At 67.5% G+C, this 19,604-nt stretch carries 18 protein-coding genes; 3 read left to right on the plus strand and 15 right to left on the minus strand.

Annotated elements, in window-relative coordinates; genetic code table 11:
* Nucleotides 1–7: 7 nt before the first annotated feature.
* A complete protein-coding gene (locus tag H5407_RS17895; RefSeq protein ID WP_183105849.1) occupies nucleotides 8–823 on the plus strand; it encodes an ABC transporter substrate-binding protein in 816 nt (271 codons plus the stop codon).
* A 15-nt stretch (nucleotides 824–838) separates the two neighbouring features.
* On the opposite strand, the gene H5407_RS17900 is transcribed toward H5407_RS17895, so the two are convergent.
* A complete protein-coding gene (locus tag H5407_RS17900) occupies nucleotides 839–1,891 on the minus strand; it encodes a hypothetical protein (protein WP_183105850.1) in 1,053 nt (350 codons plus the stop codon).
* A gap of 92 nt (nucleotides 1,892–1,983) precedes the next feature.
* On the opposite strand from H5407_RS17900, the gene H5407_RS17905 reads away from it, so the two are divergent.
* A complete protein-coding gene (locus H5407_RS17905) occupies nucleotides 1,984–2,946 on the plus strand; it encodes an AEC family transporter (protein ID WP_183105851.1) in 963 nt (320 codons plus the stop codon).
* On the plus strand, nucleotides 2,943–5,465 hold the full coding sequence (locus H5407_RS24715; protein ID WP_183105852.1) for a S9 family peptidase: 2,523 nt from the start codon (nucleotides 2,943–2,945) through the stop codon (nucleotides 5,463–5,465). Before H5407_RS17905 ends, H5407_RS24715 begins: the two co-directional genes overlap by 4 nt.
* An 18-nt stretch (nucleotides 5,466–5,483) precedes the next feature.
* On the opposite strand, the gene H5407_RS17915 is transcribed toward H5407_RS24715, so the two are convergent.
* From H5407_RS17915 to H5407_RS17980, 14 genes are all read right to left on the minus strand, one after another.
* A complete protein-coding gene (locus H5407_RS17915; RefSeq protein ID WP_183105853.1) occupies nucleotides 5,484–7,604 on the minus strand; it encodes a primosomal protein N' in 2,121 nt (706 codons plus the stop codon).
* A gap of 555 nt (nucleotides 7,605–8,159) precedes the next feature.
* Nucleotides 8,160–9,248: a uroporphyrinogen decarboxylase gene (gene hemE, locus H5407_RS17920; protein WP_183105854.1), complete on the minus strand. Its 1,089-nt coding sequence runs from the start codon at nucleotides 9,246–9,248 to the stop codon at nucleotides 8,160–8,162.
* Between the two features lie 84 nt (nucleotides 9,249–9,332).
* Nucleotides 9,333–10,202, minus strand: coding sequence for a D-hexose-6-phosphate mutarotase (locus H5407_RS17925; protein WP_183105855.1), 870 nt, complete (start codon nucleotides 10,200–10,202; stop codon nucleotides 9,333–9,335).
* Nucleotides 10,203–10,370: 168 nt separating this feature from the next.
* On the minus strand, nucleotides 10,371–10,787 hold the full coding sequence (locus H5407_RS17930) for a F0F1 ATP synthase subunit epsilon (protein WP_183105856.1): 417 nt from the start codon (nucleotides 10,785–10,787) through the stop codon (nucleotides 10,371–10,373).
* 167 nt (nucleotides 10,788–10,954) lie between these two features.
* A complete protein-coding gene (gene atpD, locus H5407_RS17935; RefSeq protein ID WP_183105857.1) occupies nucleotides 10,955–12,367 on the minus strand; it encodes a F0F1 ATP synthase subunit beta in 1,413 nt (470 codons plus the stop codon).
* 48 nt (nucleotides 12,368–12,415) lie between these two features.
* Nucleotides 12,416–13,288, minus strand: coding sequence for a F0F1 ATP synthase subunit gamma (atpG, locus tag H5407_RS17940; RefSeq protein ID WP_183105858.1), 873 nt, complete (start codon nucleotides 13,286–13,288; stop codon nucleotides 12,416–12,418).
* A 55-nt stretch (nucleotides 13,289–13,343) separates the two neighbouring features.
* The gene (gene atpA, locus H5407_RS17945) at nucleotides 13,344–14,897 is read right to left on the minus strand and encodes a F0F1 ATP synthase subunit alpha (protein ID WP_183105859.1); all 1,554 of its coding nucleotides are present in this window, start codon (nucleotides 14,895–14,897) and stop codon (nucleotides 13,344–13,346) included.
* An 85-nt stretch (nucleotides 14,898–14,982) separates the two neighbouring features.
* Nucleotides 14,983–15,516 carry a F0F1 ATP synthase subunit delta gene (locus H5407_RS17950; protein ID WP_183105860.1) on the minus strand — a complete coding sequence of 178 codons (534 nt, stop codon included), beginning with the start codon at nucleotides 15,514–15,516 and terminating at the stop codon, nucleotides 14,983–14,985.
* Between the two features lie 2 nt (nucleotides 15,517–15,518).
* Nucleotides 15,519–15,989, minus strand: coding sequence for a F0F1 ATP synthase subunit B (locus tag H5407_RS17955; protein WP_183105861.1), 471 nt, complete (start codon nucleotides 15,987–15,989; stop codon nucleotides 15,519–15,521).
* Between the two features lie 37 nt (nucleotides 15,990–16,026).
* On the minus strand, nucleotides 16,027–16,275 hold the full coding sequence (gene atpE, locus H5407_RS17960; protein ID WP_058933479.1) for a F0F1 ATP synthase subunit C: 249 nt from the start codon (nucleotides 16,273–16,275) through the stop codon (nucleotides 16,027–16,029).
* 78 nt (nucleotides 16,276–16,353) lie between these two features.
* Nucleotides 16,354–17,232 carry a F0F1 ATP synthase subunit A gene (atpB, locus tag H5407_RS17965; RefSeq protein WP_183105862.1) on the minus strand — a complete coding sequence of 293 codons (879 nt, stop codon included), beginning with the start codon at nucleotides 17,230–17,232 and terminating at the stop codon, nucleotides 16,354–16,356.
* Nucleotides 17,233–17,246: 14 nt separating this feature from the next.
* The gene (locus tag H5407_RS17970) at nucleotides 17,247–17,585 is read right to left on the minus strand and encodes an ATP synthase subunit I (protein WP_255501308.1); all 339 of its coding nucleotides are present in this window, start codon (nucleotides 17,583–17,585) and stop codon (nucleotides 17,247–17,249) included.
* Between the two features lie 482 nt (nucleotides 17,586–18,067).
* Entirely contained in the window at nucleotides 18,068–18,970 is a 903-nt protein-coding gene (locus tag H5407_RS17975) for an SMP-30/gluconolactonase/LRE family protein (RefSeq protein ID WP_183105863.1), read from the minus strand.
* 92 nt (nucleotides 18,971–19,062) lie between these two features.
* Complete coding sequence (locus H5407_RS17980; protein WP_183105864.1) at nucleotides 19,063–19,557, minus strand: GNAT family N-acetyltransferase; 495 nt, start codon at nucleotides 19,555–19,557, stop codon at nucleotides 19,063–19,065.
* Nucleotides 19,558–19,604: the final 47 nt, after the last annotated feature.

Consider the following 19,604-nt stretch of genomic DNA (forward strand, 5'->3'; position numbering starts at 1 on the left):
GATGCTCATGAAGAGCTGCTGGCGGGGGTGGGTGGCGGGCCTATGCGTCGCCTGGACGGCGTCCGCGGCCTCGGCACAGGAGGTCCTGGCGGTGGGCACCAGCTTCCCCCGCCTGTTCATGCCGGTGCCAGGCAATCCGCCGGAAGGCCTGGCGGTGGAGCTGCTGCAGGCCGTCGCCCAGTTGCGGGGCTGGCAGCTGCGCCTGGCGCACTACCCCTGGCCGCGAGCCCAGGCCATGGTCGAGCATGGCCAGGCGCAGATCCTCGTCGGCCCCTACCGCACGCCGGAGCGCGAGCAGCGCTTCATCTTCGCGCCCTCGGCCTTCTACGAGGACCGGCTGGTGTTCTACGGCGGCCCCGCACCGCGCCCGCACTGGCAAGGGGACTATCGCGCCCTGGCCGGCCTGGAGATCGCCCAGGTGGCCGGCTGGGCCTATGGCGAAGCCTTCGAGCAGGCCCGTCCCCTGCTGCGCCTGACCACGGTGCGTGACGTGGAGACCGGCCTGCGCATGCTGCGCGCCGGCCGGGTCGCCCTGCTGGCCACCAATGAGCGCAACACCCAGCCGGTGCTGGCCAATCTGGGTCTGCTGCAGCAGCTGGGGCCGGTGGAAGGGCCGGCCATCGGCCAGCTTCGTGGGCACTTCGCGTGCTCCCGCCAGCCACCGGGACCCGCCCTTTGCGAGGCACTGGAGCAGACGCTGCAGCTGCTCAGGCGCAACGGCGACTGGCCCAGGCTCAACCAGAAATGGGGCGTGGGACTGCCCGATGTCGAGGGAGCCAGCAGCGCGCTGTGGCGCCTGCCGGCGCAGACCCATGGTCCTTGACGTCCTGTCGCGGGCTCAGCCGCGCAGGTGGCTCATCGCCCACAGGGCCAGGCCCAGCACCCCAAGGGCGCCGACCACGATGCCCGGCAGCAGCCACCGGCGCCAGGCCCGTCGCGGCGGCGCTGCCTGCCTGCGGCTGGGCTTGATGCGCGGCATGGACAGCGTGGGCGTGGGCGGCAGCGGCGAGGGCACCTCGCCGGCCAGCCAGGCGCGGATGTCGTCCGCCAGGGCCTTGGCCGTGGTGTAGCGCTCCATCATGCTGGCCGCGGTGGACTTGCTGAGCATGGCGTCCAGGGCCTGGCGCTCGCCCAGGCTCAGGCTCACCCAGGCGGCCAGCGAATGCACGGGGGCGCCCAGGTGCCCGACGATGAGGCTGTCACTGCCCGGCAGGCGGCCATTGACCAGCAGGCACATGAGCATGCCCACGGCATAGGCCTCGCTAGCCAGGTGCGGGGGCTGGCCGTCCAGCTGCTCAGGGGCCAGCAAGGGAATGGCAGCCGAGCTGTAGCCGAAGTCGCCCGGCCCCTCAGCGGCCAGCATGGGCGCCAGGCCCTGGCCCATCAGGCGCAGACGCTGCTCGGGCGAGAGCCACAGGGTGCCCGGGTCCAGCTCGCGCAGGACCTGGCCGTGCTCGTGCAGCACCTCCAGCAGATCGCAGAGGTCGCAGACCAGCTCCAGGCGCTTGCGCAAGGGCAGCTCCGCGGCTGCGGGCAGCAGGGGCTGGCCGTCCATCCAGCGCAGCACCACATAGGGCAGGCCGTCTGCGGTGAGGCCGCTGTCCTGGGGCAGGGCGATATCGACATGGTGCAGGCTCTGCAGGCCGGGCTGCTCCTCGGCGAAGCGCAGCAGCACCAGGGCGGCGTCGGCGGCCTGCTCGTAGACCAGCACCGCCACCTGCTGCTCCGCAGCCAGCGAATGCTCACCCCGGTACCAATGCCCGGAGGCGCAGACCTGGATGTCCTCGACGATGCGCCAGACGCCCAGGCGCTCGCCAACCGGCAGCACATGCAGGGGGGAATCGAGGTCGGGCGGCGCGGTGGCCGGCCCTTCGGGCAGCGGAGCGTTCATACGGATTGCAGGCGTAAATGTAAGCGCCAGCGCACAAAGAGGCCCCCCCCTTTTCAGCTGGATACAAGCCCGCATTGCGATACTCGCGCCTCATGCAAGCCGTCATCCCCGTCACGGTGCCCTTCTTCGCCCTGGTGCTCTGCGGCTACCTGGCCGCACGCCAGGGTTTGCTGGCGGAAAGCGCCATCCCGGGGCTCAACACCTTCGTGCTCTTCTTCGCCCTGCCCAGCATGCTGTTCCGCTTCGGCGCGAGCACGCCGCTGCTGGAGCTGCTGAGCCCGGCGGTGCTGGCGGTCTACCTGACCTCGGCCCTGCTGATCGTGGGCGTGACCCTGTTCCTGACGCTGGACGACGTCACCCATCTCAAGGACGCCGCCTTCGGCGCCCTGGTCGCCGCCTTCCCCAACACCGGCTTCATGGGCGTGCCCCTGCTGGTGGCGCTGATGGGGCAGGCCGCGGCGGCGCCGGTGATCTGCACCATCCTGGCCGATCTCATCGTGACCAGCTCCCTGTGCATCGCCCTGGCGCGCGCACACGACGCCGGCGGCAGCCACTGGCGCGTGGCCCTGGGGCAGGCACTCAAGGGGGCGCTGTCCAATCCCCTGCCCTGGGCGATCGCATTGGGCGCGCTGAGTTCGGTCAGCGGCTACACCCTGCCGCCGATGCTCATGACGGTGGTCCGGATGCTGGGGGACGCCGCCTCGCCCGTGGCGCTGTTCACGATAGGCGCGGTGCTCTGGCGCGCCGGCCAGCACGCCCACACGCGCACGCCGCCGGAGCGCTACCTGCCCGTGGCCCTCATCAAACTCTTCGGGCACCCGACCCTGGTGCTGCTGCTGGGCGCCACGGCCGTCCGGATGGGCCTTGACCTCAGCCCCTTTCAGCTGCATGTGCTGGTGCTGGCCGCGGCACTGCCCAGCGCCAGCAACGTCTCGCTACTGGCCGAGCGCTATGGAGCGGACAACGGCCGCATCGCCCGCATCATCATGGCCTCCACCGTGATCGCTTTCTTCAGCTTCAGCGGGCTGGCGAGCTGGCTGGTGCCGCAGCCGTGAGCATCGACACGGCGGCCCCCGTCAGCCGCATGCGCTATCGTGCGCGGCATCCGATCCCGCGCCTGCCTCAGGGCCTCGCCGTCATGCGCCTTCTCCATTCCGTCCTGCCGAGCCTGCTCCTGGCCAGCGCCCTGCTGCCCGGGGGCGTGATGGCCGTCGGCTACCAGCAGCCCTCGGCCGCCGTGCGCGAGCTGCTGGACACCGCGCCTCTGCCCCGCCTGCTGCCCTCGCCGGACCGCCAGCAACTGGCCCTGGTGGAGACGCGCCGCTTCTCGACCATCGAGGACCTGCAGCGCCCCACCCTGCACCTGGCCGGCACCCGCTTCGACGCCGGCAGCGGCGTGGCGCCGGGCCTGGCCGCCATCCAGCGACTGCGCCTGCGCGCCCTGCTGCAGCCGGACGCGCCCGAGCGGGTGGTCGAGCTGCCGGCCGGCGGTTTGTGGCACGACTTCGCCTGGGCACCGGACGGCCAGCGCTTCCTGATCGAGCGCCGCATGGAGCGCAGCAACGAGCTGTGGGTGGGCGACACCGCCAGCGGCGCCGTGCGCCCCATCCAGGGCCTGCGGCTCAACGAGGTGCTGGCCCAGGGCGAGAAGGCCTGGCTCAACCCGCGCGAACTGGTCGTGCTGAGCGTGCCCGACCACCGCGGCCCGCCGCCCCGGCTGCCGCCCCAGCCTGTCAGCGAGGAAAGCCGCGGCCTGGCCTCGCCCGAACGCACGCATCCGGACCTGCTGCACGGCCCGCAGGACGAGGCCTTGTTCGAGCACCACGCCCGCTCGGTGCTGACCTGGGTAGACCTCGCCAGCGGCGCCAGCCGTGACCTTGGCCCGCCCCAGCTCTACAGCAGCGTCAGCAGCGTGGGCGAGGGCCAGTACCTGCTCACCGAACGCATCGGCCGCCCCTTCAGCTACCGCCTGCCGTGGGATGATTTCCCGACCACCGTTGAAGTGCGCCAGCGCGACGGCAAGCTGATCCGCGAGCTGGCGCGCATGCCCCTCAAGAGCGGCGTGACCATCGACGGCGTGCTGTCAGGGCCGCGCGTGTTCTATGCCTCACCCACCAAGGACGCCGCCGTCTACTGGATCGAGGCCCTGGATGGCGGCAATCCCGCCAACCGCGTGGCCTTTCGCGACCGCGTGATGCGCCTGGACCCGCCCTTTACCGGCGAGCCCCAGGAGGTGCAGCGCATGCCGCACCGCTTCTCGCGCCTGCAGTTCCTGGACGATGGCCAGAACGCCCTGCTCACCGAGGTCGATCGCCAGCGCGCCTGGCAGCGCACCTACCTGCTGCCGCTCAAAGGCACGCAGAGCAAGCCCTTGTTCGAGTTCAGCCAGCGCGAGCGTTTCCGGCATCCCGGCAGCCCGCTGACGCGGCTATTGCCCAACGGCCACCTCGTGGTGCAGACCCTGGGCGGCGACCTGCTGCTGACCGGCCCCGGCGCCAGCCCCAAGGGCGACCGCCCCTTCCTGGACCGCTTCTCGCTGCGCGAGCTCAGCGCGCAGCGCCTGTTCCAGTCGCCCGAGGGCAGCTACGAGACGCCACTGGCCGTGATCGAGGGTGGCAAGCTGCTGTTGAGCCGCGAGAACGCCAGCGAGCCGCCCAACCTGGCCCTGCGCGAGCTGAGCTCCGGCAACAGCCTGCAGCCCCTGACACGGCTGAAGGACAACACGCCGCAGCTACGCAGGATCCGGCGCGAGTTCGTCAGCTTCAAGCGCTCGGACGGCGTGGACATGTCCTTCTGGATGTACCTGCCGCCCGACTACAAGGAGGGCGAGCGCCGCCCCACCCTGGTCTGGGCCTATCCGATGGAGTACAGCGATGCGTCCATTGCCAGCCAGGTCAGCGGCGCCAGCAACCGCTTCCTGAGCTTCAACGGCATCAGTCCCCTGGCCATGCTGCTGGACGGCTTCGTGGTGCTCTACGACGCCCACATGCCCATCGTGGGCGACCTCAAGACGGTCAATGACGGCTTCATCGAGCAGATCTCCATGAACGCCCGCGCCATCATCGACAAGGCCGAGGACCTGGGCGTGTCCGACCCGAAACGCATGGCCGTGGGCGGCCACAGCTACGGCGCCTTCATGGCCGTCAACCTGCTGGCGCACACCGACCTCTTCAGGGCCGGCATCGCACGCAGCGGGGCCTACAACCGCACGCTGACGCCCTTCGGCTTCCAGAGCGAGCGCCGCTCCATCTGGGACGCCAAGGAGGTCTACCTGAATCTCTCGCCCCTGCTCTACGCACCGCAGATCAAGGAGCCGCTGCTGCTGCTGCACGGCGAGCAGGACGGCAACGCGGGCACACCGCCGCTGCAAAGCGAGCGCCTGTACCACGCACTCTCCGGCCTGGGCGGCACGGTGCGGCTGACCTTGCTGCCGCTGGAGTCCCATGGCTACGGCGCGCGTGAGTCCGCCGGCCATGTGCAGTGGGAGATGAGCCGCTGGCTCAAGACCTGGCTGGGCGACCCGCGGGACAACGGCAGAGAGCCACGCGAAGGCAAGGCCTCGGCGCAGCGCTGAAGCGCCCGCGAGCGACGCTCAGATCGCCAGCGGATCGACGTCGATGGCCCAGCGCAACAGGCCGCGGTGCTCGCGCTTGAGGGCCTGCAGCAGGGGCAGCCAGTGCCACAGCAGGCGCTGCAGAGCCGAGCGCTGGCCGCATTCGATCAGCATCTGGAAGCGCTCCACATTGGCCACGCGGGCCACGCTCATGGGCACCGGCGGGTAGATCAGGGCCTGCTGCGCATCGGGCAGATCCTGTGCCAGCGCGGCGGCCGCATCGAGGAAGGCCTGCGCGCCCTCGGCCGTGCGCGCCTCGGCCCGCATCAGCGCCAAGTGCGAAAAGGGCGGCAGCGCGGCGGACTCGCGTTCCGCCAGCTGGCTGGCCGCGAAGAACTCGTAGTCATGCCGCTGCAGGGACTGGTAGAGCGCATGCTGGGGATGCCAGGTCTGTACCCACATCTCGCTGCGCGCGGCCACCTCGGCGTCCCGCCCCGCGCGGCCGGCGGCCTGCATCAGCAGCGCGAAGAGGCGCTCGGGCGCGCGGAAATCGCTGGAGAAGAGCGCACCGTCCGGGTTCACCGCGGCCACCAGCGTGATGCGGCGGAAGTCATGCCCCTTGGTGATCATCTGCGTGCCCACGAGGATGTCCACCTCGCCCGCGTGCACGGCGCCCAGCTGCTCCTCCAACTGCCCCTTGTGCTTGGTCGAATCGGCATCGATGCGGGCCACGCGGGCACCGGGCAGCGCCTGGGCCAGTTGCTCCTCCAGGCGCTCGGTGCCTCGGCCCAGGGGCGCGATGTCCAGGTTGCCGCAGGTCGGGCAGGCCATGGGCACGCGCTCAGCGAAGCCGCAATGGTGGCAGCGCAGGCTGCGATCGCCCTTGTGGAAGACGCGCCAGGCGCTGCAATGCGGGCAGTCGCTCTTCCAGTTGCATTCACCGCAATGCAGCACAGGCGCGTAGCCGCGGCGGTTGAGGAACACCAGGCTCTGCTCGCCGCGGGCCAGGCGCTGGCGCAGGGCGTCCAGCAGCGGCGCGGTGAGGGCCGTGGTCACGCCCTTTGTACGCGCCAGGGTGTTCATGTCGAAGATGCGCACTCGCGGCATGGCGCCACCACCGATGCGCTGCGGCATCACAAGGCGCTGGTAGCGCCCGGTGTTGGCGTGATGCCAGCTCTCCAGTGAAGGCGTGGCAGAGCCGAGGATCACGGGCACCTTCTCCAGCCTCGCGCGGTAGACCGCCAGGTCGCGTGCCGAGTAGCGCGCACCGTCCTGCTGCTTATAGCTGGGGTCGTGCTCCTCATCGACGGCGATCAGGCCCAGGCGCGGCAGCGAGGCGAAGACGGCCAGCCGCGTGCCCAGGATCAGCTCGGCCTGCCCCAGGTGGGCGGCCAGCCAGTTCTGCAGGCGCTGAGCAGGCGTCAGGCCGCTGTGCAGGGAGACGATGCGCCGCCCCGCGAAGCGCTCGGCGAACCGGGCCTCCAGCTGCGGCGTGAGGTTGATCTCTGGCACCAGCACCAGCACCTGCCGGCCCCGGGCCAGGGCCTGCTCGGCCGCGCGCAGGTAGACCTCGGTCTTGCCGCTGCCGGTCACGCCGTACAGCAGCACAGGCGCGGGCGCGGCAGCCTCGGGCGGTGCCTGCAGCATGCCATCCAGCTGGGCGAGCGCGAGCTGCTGCGCCTCGCTGAGCAGGGGCATGGCTGCCGGCGTCTCGGGAGCGGGCGGTGCGGGCAGCTTGGCCAGCTTCTTGAGCTTGGCCTGCAGCTGCTTCGCGGTGACCTCGCGCAACTGCGGCGGCAGCACGGACAGGGCCAGCTCGCCGATGGCGCGCTGGTAGTACTGCGCGGCGAACTCCACCAGGCGACGCCAGGAGGCCGACAGCGGCGGCAGGACGTCCAGCACCTCGCCCACCTCGCGCAGTTCCTCGTCAGGCAAGACCTGCCCCCGGGGGGCCAGGTCTTGCCCGGCTGGATCCCAGACCAGGCCCAGCAGCTCCCGCTTGCCCAGGGGCACCTGCAACAGCGTGCCGGGCGGCCAGGCCTGCGCGGCACGGTAGCTCAGGGGCTCGCTGAGCCCGCTGTGCTGCGGTGCGTCAACAGCCACCTGCAGGCGGTGCAGCGGCGCTGGCGCGGAGGCCACGGGCAGATCAGGGTCGCTCATGACGCCCCTCCACGGCCCTGGCAGACAGGCTGGCGCAGTCCGGGCCGCGGCCCGGGAAAGCCTGTCTCACTTGCCGCGTTTTCTGCATGTCTGCCCTCGAAATCCCCGCTAACTGCTTGATTCATCCAGGCTCCTGGGCGGAGGCCCTGCCAGCCTGTGGATAACTTTGTGCAAAAGAGGCGCGGAACAAAGCCCTTGCCGTCCCGTCACGCCTACGGGTATTCCGCGAGCGCCGGCAATGATTCGCGATGCGAACGGGTCGATATCAATAAAATCAAACACTTAGCCGGCAATCGTGGAAACCCCGAGATGCGCCGCAGCAATTGCCACAAGCTGAAACGCTCCTCCCCTTTTTGGGGATAAGTGTCTACTTACTGTGCAGACTTCACAGCCATTGGGCCGGCAATTCATGGGCATGGCACAGCGCTTTCACATGCCAAGGCCCGGTACTGAGCAGCGATGGGCAGGACCCATTGCCAGGTGATGGCGACCGGCCCCGCAAAAGGGGCGATCGGCGATCGACGGGCGCCCGCCATTCTGGCCCAGCGTATGGGCTCAAGCCTGGCGCAGGCGGCGCGAGTGCTGGTGGACCTCGTCGACCAGGTGCAGCACGTGCTCGGGCGGCGTGAACTGGCTGATGCCATGGCCGAGGTTGAAGACATGCCCGCCCCAGCCGCCATCGGCCCGCTGCGGACGGCCGAAGCAGTCCAGCACGCGCCGGGCCTGCTCGCGGATGGCCTCGGGCGGCGCGAACAGCACGTTCGGGTCGAGGTTGCCCTGCAGGGCCACGCGGTCCTGCACCTGGGCTCGAGCCTTGGCCAGATTGGCCGTCCAGTCCAGGCCGACGACATCGGCGCCGGCCTCGGCAATCTCGTCCAGCCACAGGGCCCCGCCCTTGGTGAAGAGGATGCGGGGGATGCGCTGACCGTCATGCTCGGTCTTCACCTGGGCCAGCACACGGCGCGAGTAGGCCAGGCTGAATTCCTGGAACATGCCGTCGGCCAGCACACCGCCCCAGGAGTCGAAGACCATCACGGCCTGCGCGCCGGCCTCGATCTGGGTGTTGAGGTACTGGGCCACGGCGTCCGCATTGACCTGAAGGATGCGGTGCATCAGGTCCGGTCGGCTGTACATGAGGGACTTGACCTGACGGTAGTCGTCCGAGCCGCCGCCCTCGACCATGTAGCAGGCCAGGGTCCAGGGGCTGCCCGAGAAACCGATCAGGGGCACGCGGCCGTTGAGCGCCTTGCGGATGGAGCTGACGGCATCGAAGACGTAGCGCAGCTTGTCCATGTCCGGCACGGCCAGCTCGGCCACGGCCGCTTCATCGCGCACGACCTTGGCGAACTTGGGTCCCTCGCCTTGCTGGAAGGACAGGCCCAGACCCATGGCGTCGGGCACGGTGAGGATGTCGCTGAAGAGGATGGCGGCATCCAGCGGATAGCGCTCCAGCGGCTGCAGCGTGACCTCGGTGGCGTAGTCCGTATTGGTGGCCAGGCCCATGAAGCTGCCGGCCTGGGCGCGGGTGTCGCGGTACTCGGGCAGGTAGCGGCCGGCCTGGCGCATCAGCCAGACGGGCGTGTAGTCGGTGGGCTGGCGCAGGCAGGCGCGCAGGAAGGTGTCGTTTTGCAGGGGAGCGCTCATGGGCCGCGATTATCGGCGTCTTGAGCCAGGTCATGCCGGGGCTGGATCAAGAAGACGCGCATCGCGCCCCGGGCGCCTTGAGCATCAGCCCAGGCGCAGGCTCTGCATCCCGCTCCACACCTCGCCCGGCTGCAGGGGCACGGGGCGCTCGATGGCGGCGGCTTCGACGCAGAGGAAGCGCTGATAGTCCTCGGCCGGCATGTCGGGCAGCTGCGCGCACTTGGCGGCGCCGGGGTTCCAGACCACGGTGTCCTCGAAGCCCTGCTGCAGGAGGTCCAGGGCACGGCGCTGCGGGCCGGATTCGTCGATCAGCTGCAGCGGGCTCTTCACCTGATAGTAGATGCGGTCCAGGTCCTCGCAGCCGGGGCTGCCAGGCAGAACCAGGTCGCTGCGCTGCAGCTGCTCGCCATTCTTCACCTGATCCCAGTAGTGCAGGCCGGCCAGGCCGCGCAGGCTGGTGGCGTCCAGGGCGCCGGTGCGCAGATAGGTGTGCAGGGCGGCGGTGAAGTCGAAGGGGCTGTCGCCGGTGTTCTCCACGGCCAGCTCGATGTCCAGGCTCTGACCGCTGACGCGCACCGACAGCTCGGCCGAGAAGGCGTGCGGCCACACCATGCGCGTGGCGGCGTCGTCGGTGAGCTGCAGCACGGCCAGGGCGTCATCGGCGCCCTGTTCGGCCTGCAGCAGCTGCCAGGGCTTGGTGCGGGCGAAGCCATGGCGCATCAGGGGACCGCGTGCGCTGAACTGCGGAAAGATCAGGGGCACGCCACCTCGGATGGCTTGCCCCGTGGCAAAGGCGCTCCTGGGCGAAAGGTACAGCTGCTCCTCGCCCCCGGCGGGGATCCAGGAGGTCAGGTGCGCGCCGTGCAGCAGCAGGACCGCGCGGGCGCCATCGGGCGCGACGAGTTCCAGGGCTTCGAGGCCGTGGTGGCGGGTCAGGGCGATGGGCGTGGGCATGGCGGGAACCTGTGGGGTGGCGGCTGATGCTGCCTGAATTCAAGGACCTCAGCTGAAATCGGCTGAAATCCGGAAAGGGAAAAGACAACGCCCGCCAGACTTGCGTCGGCGGGCGCCGTGGGAAGACCACCGCTCAGCGGCCCGGAGGCAGGCTGAGGGCGGCGGCCCTCACTTCTTGCGGAACTTGCGCAGGGCTGCGATCTGGGCAGCCATGGCGGCGAATTCGCCTTGCGCCTTGGCGAAGTCGATGTCGCTCTTGGCGTTCTTCATCGCTTCCTCGGCCAGCTTCTTGGCCTCGGTGGCCTTGGCTTCGTCCAGGTCCTTGCCGCGGATGGCGGTGTCGGCCAGCACGGTCACGCAGTTCGGCTGCACTTCCAGAATGCCGCCGGCCACGAACACGAACTCTTCCTGGCCGTTGTCAGCGCGCTGAATGCGCACCGCGCCCGGCTTGATGCGGGTGATCAGCGGCGTGTGCTGCGGCAGGATGCCCAGCTCACCACCTTCACCCGGCAACGCGACGAACTTGGCCTCGCCCGAGAAGATGCTCTCCTCGGCGGACACCACGTCAACATGAATGGTTGCCATGTTCAATCTTTCTAGCGTTGAAGTTGAAGTAAGTCTGCTTCCCGGTCTTCATCACGAGTAAGAAGCTGCAGGAAGCGAGCAGACGGCGCGCTGGCTAGGCGCCGCGCACAGCCGGACTACCTGTCCGGCGAGCACGGCAACGACGCCAGCGCGTCGTATGCGAAGTCTTACTGCAGCTTCTTCGCTTTTTCGAAGGCTTCGTCGATGGTGCCAACCATGTAGAACGCCTGCTCCGGCAGGTGATCGCACTCGCCAGCCACAATCATCTTGAAGCCGCGGATGGTTTCCTTCAGGGGCACGTACTTGCCGGGCGAGCCGGTGAACACTTCGGCCACGTGGAAGGGCTGCGACAGGAAACGCTGGATCTTGCGAGCGCGGGCCACGGCCAGCTTGTCTTCGGGAGACAGCTCGTCCATGCCCAGAATCGCGATGATGTCGCGCAGTTCCTTGTAGCGCTGCAGCACTTGCTGGACGGCGCGGGTGGTCGTGTAGTGCTCTTCGCCGACCACGTTCGGGTCCACCTGGCGCGAGGTGGAATCCAGCGGATCCACGGCGGGGTAGATACCCAGGGCGGCGATGTCACGCGACAGCACGACGGTGGCGTCCAAGTGGGCGAAGGTCGTGGCGGGCGACGGGTCGGTCAAGTCATCGGCAGGCACGTACACGGCCTGGATGGAGGTGATCGAACCGACCTTGGTCGAGGTGATGCGCTCTTGCAGACGGCCCATTTCCTCGGCCAGCGTCGGCTGGTAGCCCACGGCGGAGGGCATGCGGCCCAGCAGTGCGGACACTTCGGTACCGGCCAGGGTGTAGCGGTAGATGTTGTCCACGAAGAACAGCACGTCACGGCCTTCGTCACGGAAGGACTCGGCGATGGTCAGGCCGGTCAGGGCCACGCGCAGACGGTTGCCCGGGGGCTCGTTCATCTGGCCGTAAACCATGGACACCTTGGACTCGCCCAGGTTCTCCAGGTTCACGACGCCGGAATCGGCCATCTCGTGATAGAAGTCGTTGCCCTCACGGGTACGCTCGCCCACACCAGCGAACACCGACAGACCCGAGTGAGCCTTGGCGATGTTGTTGATGAGTTCCATCATGTTCACGGTCTTGCCCACGCCGGCGCCACCGAACAGACCCACCTTGCCGCCCTTGGCGAACGGGCAGATCAGGTCGATCACCTTGATGCCGGTTTCCAGCAGGTCCTGCGAGGGGCTCAGCTCGTCGTACGAGGGAGCGGCACGGTGGATCGAAGCGGTCAGCTCCGAGGACACCTCACCACGCTCGTCGATGGGGTTGCCCAGCACGTCCATGATGCGACCCAGGGTGGCCTTGCCCACCGGCACCTTGATGGTGTCGCCGGTGTTGAAGACCTCGGTGCCGCGGCGCAGGCCGTCGGACGAGCCCAGGGCGATGGTACGCACCACGCCGTCGCCCAGCTGCTGCTGAACTTCCAGCGTCAGGGCGGAACCTTCCATCTTCAAGGCGTCGTACACCTTGGGCATCTGGTCACGCGGGAATTCCACGTCCACCACGGCGCCGATGCACTGAACGATCTTGCCCACTGATTGAGTGTTAGCCATTTTTTCGTTCCTTCAATTCCAAAACTTTTGCTGCTGCGTCTGCTGCGATCAGCCCACGGCGGCGGCGCCGCTGACGATTTCGCTCAGCTCCTTGGTGATCGCGGCCTGGCGGGTCTTGTTGTAGACCAGCTTCAGCTCACCGATCAGGGTGCCTGCGTTGTCAGTGGCGGCCTTCATGGCCACCATGCGCGCCGATTGCTCGGACGCCATGTTCTCGGCGACGGCCTGGTAGACCAGGGCCTCGGTGTAGCGCACCAGCAGCTCGTCGATGACGGTGGCGGCGTCGGGCTCGTAGAGGTAGTCCCAGCTGTGCGAGGCCTTGTCCGTCTGCATGTCGTCAGCCGACAGGGGCAGCAATTGCTGCACCACCGGCTCCTGCTTCATCGTATTGATGAAGCGGGTGTAGCAGAGGTAGACGGCGGACAGCTCGCCAGCGGCGTACTTGTCCAGCAGCACCTTGACGGGGCCGATCAGCTTCTCGATGTGCGGCTGGTCGCCCAGCTGCGTGGCATGGGCCACGACCTTGGCGCCGATGCGGTTCATGAAGCCCAGGCCCTTGTTGCCGATGGCAACGACCTCGGCCTTCTGGCCCGCGGACTCGAGGTCCTTCAGCTTCGTGGTGACCGCACGCAACAGATTGGTGTTCAAGCCGCCGCACAGACCCTTGTCCGTCGTGACCACCACGAAACCGGCCGACTTCGCCTGGTCATTGCGGACCATGAAGGCGTGCTGGTACTCGGGATTGGCCTTGGACAGATTGGCAGCGATGTTGCCGATCTTGTCGCTGTAGGGACGGGCCGCACGCATCCGATCCTGCGCCTTGCGCATCTTGGATGCCGCGACCATCTCCATGGCCTTGGTGATCTTCTTGGTGTTCTCGACCGACTTGATCTTGCCGCGAATTTCCTTGCCTGCTGCCATGATTTCTCCTGTTAGGGCCGGGTGCTCACCGAGGTTTGCACCCGGTCATGGTTGCTTAGGCAAAAGACTTCTTGAACGTGGTGATCGCAGCGTTCAGCTCGGCTTCCGCGTCCTTGTCCATGGCCTTGTCGGCTTCCAGCTTGGCCAGCAGAGCGGCGTGGCTGGTCTTCAGGAACTGGTGCAGACCGTGTTCGAAGGCCAGGACCTTCTTCACTTCCAGGCTGTCCATGAAGCCCTTGTTCACCGCGTACAGCGTGGCAGCCATCAGGCTGATGCTCAGCGGCGAGTACTGGGCCTGCTTCAGCAGTTCGGTCACGCGGGCGCCGCGGTCCAGCTGCTTGCGGGTCGCTTCATCCAGGTCGGAGGCGAACTGCGCGAAGGCAGCCAGCTCACGGTACTGGGCCAGGTCGGTACGGATACCGCCGGACAGCGACTTGATCAGCTTGGTCTGGGCAGCACCACCCACGCGCGACACCGAGATACCGGCGTTGATGGCGGGGCGGATACCTGCGTTGAACAGGTTGGTTTCCAGGAAGATCTGACCGTCGGTGATCGAGATCACGTTGGTCGGAACGAAGGCGGACACGTCACCGGCCTGGGTTTCGATGATGGGGAGCGCGGTCAGCGAACCGGTCTTGCCCTTCACTTCACCCTTGGTGAACGCTTCCACGTAGTCAGCGTTCACGCGGGCGGCGCGCTCCAGCAGACGGCTATGGAGATAGAACACGTCGCCGGGGAAGGCTTCGCGGCCCGGGGGACGGCGCAGCAGCAGCGACACTTGGCGGTAGGCCACGGCCTGCTTGGACAGATCGTCATAAACGATCAGGGCGTCCTGGCCACGGTCACGGAAGTACTCGCCCATCGTGCAGCCGGAGTAGGCCGACACGTACTGCATGGCAGCGGATTCGGACGCCGAGGCAGCCACCACGATGGTGTATTCCATCGCGCCAGCCTGTTCCAGAGCGCGCACCACGTTCTTGATCGACGAAGCCTTCTGGCCGATCGCGACGTAGACGCAGGTCATGTTCTGACCCTTCTGGTTGATGATGGCGTCGATGGCCACGGCGGTCTTGCCGGTCTGGCGGTCGCCGATGATCAGCTCGCGCTGGCCACGGCCGACAGGCACCATCGAGTCGATGGACTTCAGGCCGGTCTGCACCGGTTGGTCCACGGACTTGCGGGCGATCACGCCGGGAGCGACCTTCTCGATCACGTCCGTCATCTTGGCGTTGATCGGGCCCTTGCCGTCGATGGGCTGGCCCAGGGCGTTCACCACGCGGCCGATCAGCTCGGGGCCCACGGGCACTTCCAGAATGCGGCCCGTGCACTTGACGGTGTCGCCTTCGGAGATGTGCTCGTAGCCACCCAGGATCACGGCGCCGACGGAGTCGCGCTCGAGGTTCAGGGCCAGGCCGAAGGAAGGTTGGCCGCTGGCGTCAGCCGGGAACTCCAGCATTTCGCCTTGCATCACGTCGGACAAGCCGTGGATGCGCACGATGCCGTCGGACACGGACACCACGGTGCCCTGGTTACGGACGTCCGTCGTGCTGCCCAGGCCCTCGATGCGGCTCTTGATCAGTTCGGAAATTTCAGCAGGATTCAGTTGCATTGCTTGCTCCCATCTGGTCGGGCGTCTGTTGCCAGAGCGCGGGTGACACAGGGATGAATCGGATAAGGTGTCTTCGCGCTGGTGCTTAAGCGGTGAGCGCCACTTTCATGCGGTCCAGGCGGGCCTTGACGGAGGTGTCGAGCACCTCATCGCCAACCACCACCCGGATACCGCCGATGAGAGCGGGCTCCAGCTGAACATGGGCTTCGAGCTTGCGACCGAAGCGCTTTTCCAGCGTCGCGACCACGTCCGCCAACTGGGCCGGCTCGATCGGATAGGCACTGAAGATCTGCGCATCGGCGACGCCGGCGGCTGCATTGGCAAGCGCGTGAAACTGCTCCACGACTGCCGGCAGGGCCGAGAGGCGGCCGTTGTCGATCACCGCGCGCAGAAAGTTCTGCAGCTCCGGTGCCAGGGTCTGCTTGGCGGCGGCCGTCATGATGACGAACACTTGCTCGGCGGTGACCTTGGGGTTGTCGGCAAACGAGCGCAGGTCAGCATCCTGTGCGACCAGGGCCAGCGCATCAAGCGCCTGGCCCCAGGCCTTCACATCGTGCTTCTTCGCGACCTGATAGAGCGCCTCAGCGTAGGGGCGTGCAATGGTGGCGAGCTCAGCCATGATTACAGCTCCGTCTTCAGACGGCCCAGCAACTCGGCGTGCACGCTGGCATTGACCTCGCGCTGCAGAATTTGCTCGGCGCCCTTCACGGCCAGCACGGCGACCTGCTCGCGCAGGGCCTCGCGGGCACGGGTGGCCTGCTGCTCGGCATCAGCCTTGGCAGCGGCCACGATCTTGGCGCCTTCTTCTTCAGCACGCTTCTTGGCCTCGTCCACGATGGCGGCGGCGCGCTTTTCAGCGTCAGCCAGCAGCTTGGTGGTCTCGTTGCGCGCAATGGCCCGTTGCTCATCGGCCGCCTTGTTGGCGGTGGCCAGCTCAGCCTTGGCCTTGTCGGCGGCAGCCAGACCCTCGCGGATCTTGCCTGCACGCTCGTCCAGGGCCTTGGTGATCGGCGGCCAGATGAAGCGCATCGTGACGAACACGAGCACTGCGAACGGGATCCACTGAATGAAAAGGCTTGCGTTGATATTCACGGCACGATCCTTTCAGTCGTGAAAGGTTTCGGGCGGATTAGCGCAGGACGAAGGGGTTTGCGAAGGCGAACAGCAGAGCGATAGCGACGCCGATCAGGAAGGCAGCATCGATCAGGCCGGCCAGAATGAACATCTTGGTTTGCAGTTCGTTCATCAGCTCGGGCTGGCGAGCGGAGGACTCCAGGAACTTGCCACCCATCAGCGCGATGCCGATGGAAGCGCCGATAGCGCCCAGACCAACGATGATGCCGCAAGCCAGTGCCACGAGGCCGAGGATGTTTTCCATTTTGTGCTCCTGAAGAGGTTAGAAAAGAAAGGAAAGAAACAAGTCAAACGAAAGGGGTGCCCGACTGAAGGTCTTCAATCAGTGCGCGTCATGGGCCTGGCCGATGTAGATCAGCGTCAGCATCATGAAGATGAAGGCCTGCAGCACGATCACGAGGATGTGGAACAGGGTCCAGACGGTACCGGCAATGATGTGGCCGATGGCCAGACCGATGCCCGTGCCCGTCAGCGCCCAGCCGCCACCCATCAGGGCGATCAGCATGAACACGAGTTCGCCGGCGAACATGTTCCCGAACAGACGCATGCCGTGGGACACGGTCTTGGCCAGGAACTCGATCATCTGCATGGCGAAGTTGAAGGGCCACAGCACGGGGTGCGCGCCGAAGGGTGCGGAGATCAGCTCGTGCCCCCAGCCGCCCAGGCCCTTGATCTTGATGTTGTAGAACAGGCAGAGCATGAGCACGAAGGTGGACATGCTCAGCGTGGTCGACAGGTCGGCCGTGGGCACGACGCGCATATAGGCGTGGTGCGGGTCATGGCCGGTGGAGGCGACGTAGTTGCCCCACAGCTTGGGCAGCCAGTCCACGGGCAGCATGTCCATGGCATTCATGAAGAAGATCCACACGAACACGGTCAGGGCGACGGGGCCCACGAGCTTGCGGCTCTTCTCGTTGTGGATCACGCCCTTGGCCTGGTTGTCCACCATCTCGACCAGGATCTCGACGGCAGCCTGGAAGCGGCCCGGCACGCCGGAGGTCGCCTTGCGGGCGGCACGCCACAGGAAGAAGACAGCCAGGAAGCCCAGCACGACGGAATAGATCAGCGAGTCCAGGTTGAAGACGCTGAAATCGACGATGCCATGCTGCTTCTGGTCCACCAGAGCAAAGTTCTTCTGCCAGTGCTGCAAGTGGTGAGTGATGTACTCACCTGCGGTCGGCGCGTGTCCTTCTGCTGCCATGTTCAGGGTTCCGTCTAATTTTTGTTTCGGCCCCACCGAAGCAGGACCAGCCAGTAAACCTTGAGGCACACGACCATCGTCAGCAGCAGAGCCGGCCAACGCAGGTCAGGCACCCCGTTGATCACCGCCAACAGGATGACGGCGACCAAGAGAATCTTGATCAGCTCCCAGACCATCAGGGAGAGCAATGCAGCTCCCGCCATCGTGGCCGGGCGCCGGGTCGTCCCCCATGCCATCAAGGCATTGGGACCGACCACGGCCAAGGCGCCGAACAGCGCCGACAGCCCGTGGCGAGCCGACCCAAAGAGGGTCCACAGCGCCACCATCAGCGCCGCAGCCACCGCCTGGAACAAGACCACACGCCAGGGCGACGTCGCTCGGTGCCGGGCCCGCCAGGCTGCCGCCTCTTCAGGCGTCAGGGGCTCACGGGCCTTGAAATCTTCCTCGCCGTCCTCATTCCATGGATCAGGGCGCACGCCGGTGGGCGTGCCGGGAACCTGCAGCGCGGGCTGCAGGGGTGCTGCAGCCGCTGGCGGAGCCGCTGCATGGGTCGCTTGGGCGTCATCGGCCGAGGCGGCGTCATGCGGTTCGGAGCTCACGGATCCTTGGGGGTCGATCGGCAAAACCCAAAGATTATATGTGGTTTCCCCTTACAGGCACTTAACAGACGCCCAACAGTGCATCAGGGCTTGCCCTTGACAAGGCCCGGCAAGTGTCTTTTGTCATCGGATGCCCCCGAACGACGCACAGGCGCCCAGTGCTGTGGCGGGGTGCTGCGGGGTGCTGCGGGGTGCTGCGGCACCGGAGCCCGGAGGGGCCGCCGCCCCTCCCCCTTCTACAGCACCACCGCCGGCACCGGCAGGCCGGGCACGTCCACCCGCAGCTGCAGGACGCAGCCCGCCCAGGGTTGCTCAGCCAGCTCGGGCTCGGGCCGCCCCTGGCGAGCCGTGGTGACAAAGAGGGTGCGCAGGTCCGCCCCGCCAAAGGCCGGCATGGTGGGGCAGCGCACGGGCAAGCGCAGCTCGGCGAGCACGGCGCCCTGCGGTGAGAGGCGCAGCAGCCGCTGCCCCTCGAACATCGCCACCCAGTAGGCGCCCTCGGCATCCATGGCGGCACCGTCCGGGCGTCCGCCATAGGAAGACAGCGGCTGCCCAGCCTCGCGCGGCTGGAAGCCTGCCAGCACGCGCGGCGCGCCGGGCAAGCCGGTGGTGGGGTCGTAGTCGCGGGCGTAGATCGTGTGCGCCTTAGTGTCCGAGCAGTAGAGCTGGCGGCCGTCTGGGCTGAAGGCCAGACCATTGCCTGTGCTCACGCCAGAGATCAGGGGCTGACAACTCTGAGCATCCAGGCGGTAGAAGAAGGCCTCCGGCGCCCGGGCGTCGTCGATGCCGCCTATCCACCAGCGCCCCCGCGGATCAGCCTTGCCATCGTTGAAGCGCTGGCGTGCGGGATCGTAGGGCGGGGCCAGCAGCAACTCGGAACGAGCCGTCGCAGGGTCGAAGGCATGGACACCATCACGGCGCGCCATCAGCAAGCCGCCGGTGGCCCGGACCGCGATGCAGCCCGGCTCGGCCGGCAGGGGCCAGCGGTCCAGGGTCTCGCCATCAGCCCGCAGGCGCAACAGCTCCTTGCCGGGGATGTCCACCCAGTACAGCGCCTGCTCCTGCGCATGCCACAGCGGGGATTCGCCCAGGCCGGCAGTGTGCGGGTGGGCGGGGCGGATGTCGATCGGGAGGCTCATGGCGGCGCTTCAGGCAGGGGAGGCGACCATGCTAGCGGCGTAATCGCTCGTAATCGCGGCCGGGATTGCGGCCGGGCCCCCGCCGGACGCTCTCAGTCCAGATCGACCTTGAGGTAGTGCGCGCCGGGGATGGGGTTGTAGTAGTAGGGCGGCACCGTCTCGAAGCCCAGGTTGCCATAGAGACCGCGCGCAGCTTCCATGTCGTCCAGGGTATCCAGCAGCATGGCCGAGTAGCCTGCCTGGGTGGCGCGCTCGATCAGCGTCTGTGCCACGATGCGGCCCAGCCCAAAACGGCGGAAGGCGGGTCGCACATAGAGCCGCTTCATCTCGCAGGCGTTGGCGTAGTCCACGTCAGGCAGGTTGCGGAAGGCGCCGGAGCCCGCCACCTGACCATCCACCAGGGCCAGCAGCAGCAGGCCCGAGGGCTGCGCGTATTCAACGGGCAGCTGCTGCAGCTCCTGCTCGAAGCCCTGGAAGCACAGGTCCACGTCGAGGCTCTGGGCGTATTCGCGCAGGATCTGCCGCGCTTCCTCCCACATCTGGGGGCTATCGGGGCTGATCAGTTGGATCTGGTTCGAAGCGTCCATAGGCGGGCCAGTTTACCCACGCTGCGGGCGATCGCGTTGTCCGGACG

It is taken from the genome of Mitsuaria sp. WAJ17, from assembly GCF_014174515.1.
In the GTDB taxonomy this organism is placed as follows: domain Bacteria; phylum Pseudomonadota; class Gammaproteobacteria; order Burkholderiales; family Burkholderiaceae_C; genus Roseateles_B.

Coding starts and splice junctions, on each gene's coding strand:
- H5407_RS17915 (WP_183105853.1), bottom strand. CDS start 7,604: ATGAGCGACCCTGATCTGCCCGTGGCCTCCGCGCCAGCGCCGCTGCAC.
- H5407_RS17905 (WP_183105851.1), top strand. CDS start 1,984: ATGCAAGCCGTCATCCCCGTCACGGTGCCCTTCTTCGCCCTGGTGCTC.
- atpD (WP_183105857.1), bottom strand. CDS start 12,367: ATGGCTAACACTCAATCAGTGGGCAAGATCGTTCAGTGCATCGGCGCC.
- H5407_RS17900 (WP_183105850.1), bottom strand. CDS start 1,891: ATGAACGCTCCGCTGCCCGAAGGGCCGGCCACCGCGCCGCCCGACCTC.
- atpE (WP_058933479.1), bottom strand. CDS start 16,275: ATGGAAAACATCCTCGGCCTCGTGGCACTGGCTTGCGGCATCATCGTT.
- H5407_RS17895 (WP_183105849.1), top strand. CDS start 8: ATGAAGAGCTGCTGGCGGGGGTGGGTGGCGGGCCTATGCGTCGCCTGG.
- atpB (WP_183105862.1), bottom strand. CDS start 17,232: ATGGCAGCAGAAGGACACGCGCCGACCGCAGGTGAGTACATCACTCAC.
- H5407_RS17930 (WP_183105856.1), bottom strand. CDS start 10,787: ATGGCAACCATTCATGTTGACGTGGTGTCCGCCGAGGAGAGCATCTTC.
- H5407_RS17925 (WP_183105855.1), bottom strand. CDS start 10,202: ATGCCCACGCCCATCGCCCTGACCCGCCACCACGGCCTCGAAGCCCTG.
- atpG (WP_183105858.1), bottom strand. CDS start 13,288: ATGGCAGCAGGCAAGGAAATTCGCGGCAAGATCAAGTCGGTCGAGAAC.
- hemE (WP_183105854.1), bottom strand. CDS start 9,248: ATGAGCGCTCCCCTGCAAAACGACACCTTCCTGCGCGCCTGCCTGCGC.
- H5407_RS17980 (WP_183105864.1), bottom strand. CDS start 19,557: ATGGACGCTTCGAACCAGATCCAACTGATCAGCCCCGATAGCCCCCAG.
- atpA (WP_183105859.1), bottom strand. CDS start 14,897: ATGCAACTGAATCCTGCTGAAATTTCCGAACTGATCAAGAGCCGCATC.
- H5407_RS17975 (WP_183105863.1), bottom strand. CDS start 18,970: ATGAGCCTCCCGATCGACATCCGCCCCGCCCACCCGCACACTGCCGGC.
- H5407_RS17950 (WP_183105860.1), bottom strand. CDS start 15,516: ATGGCTGAGCTCGCCACCATTGCACGCCCCTACGCTGAGGCGCTCTAT.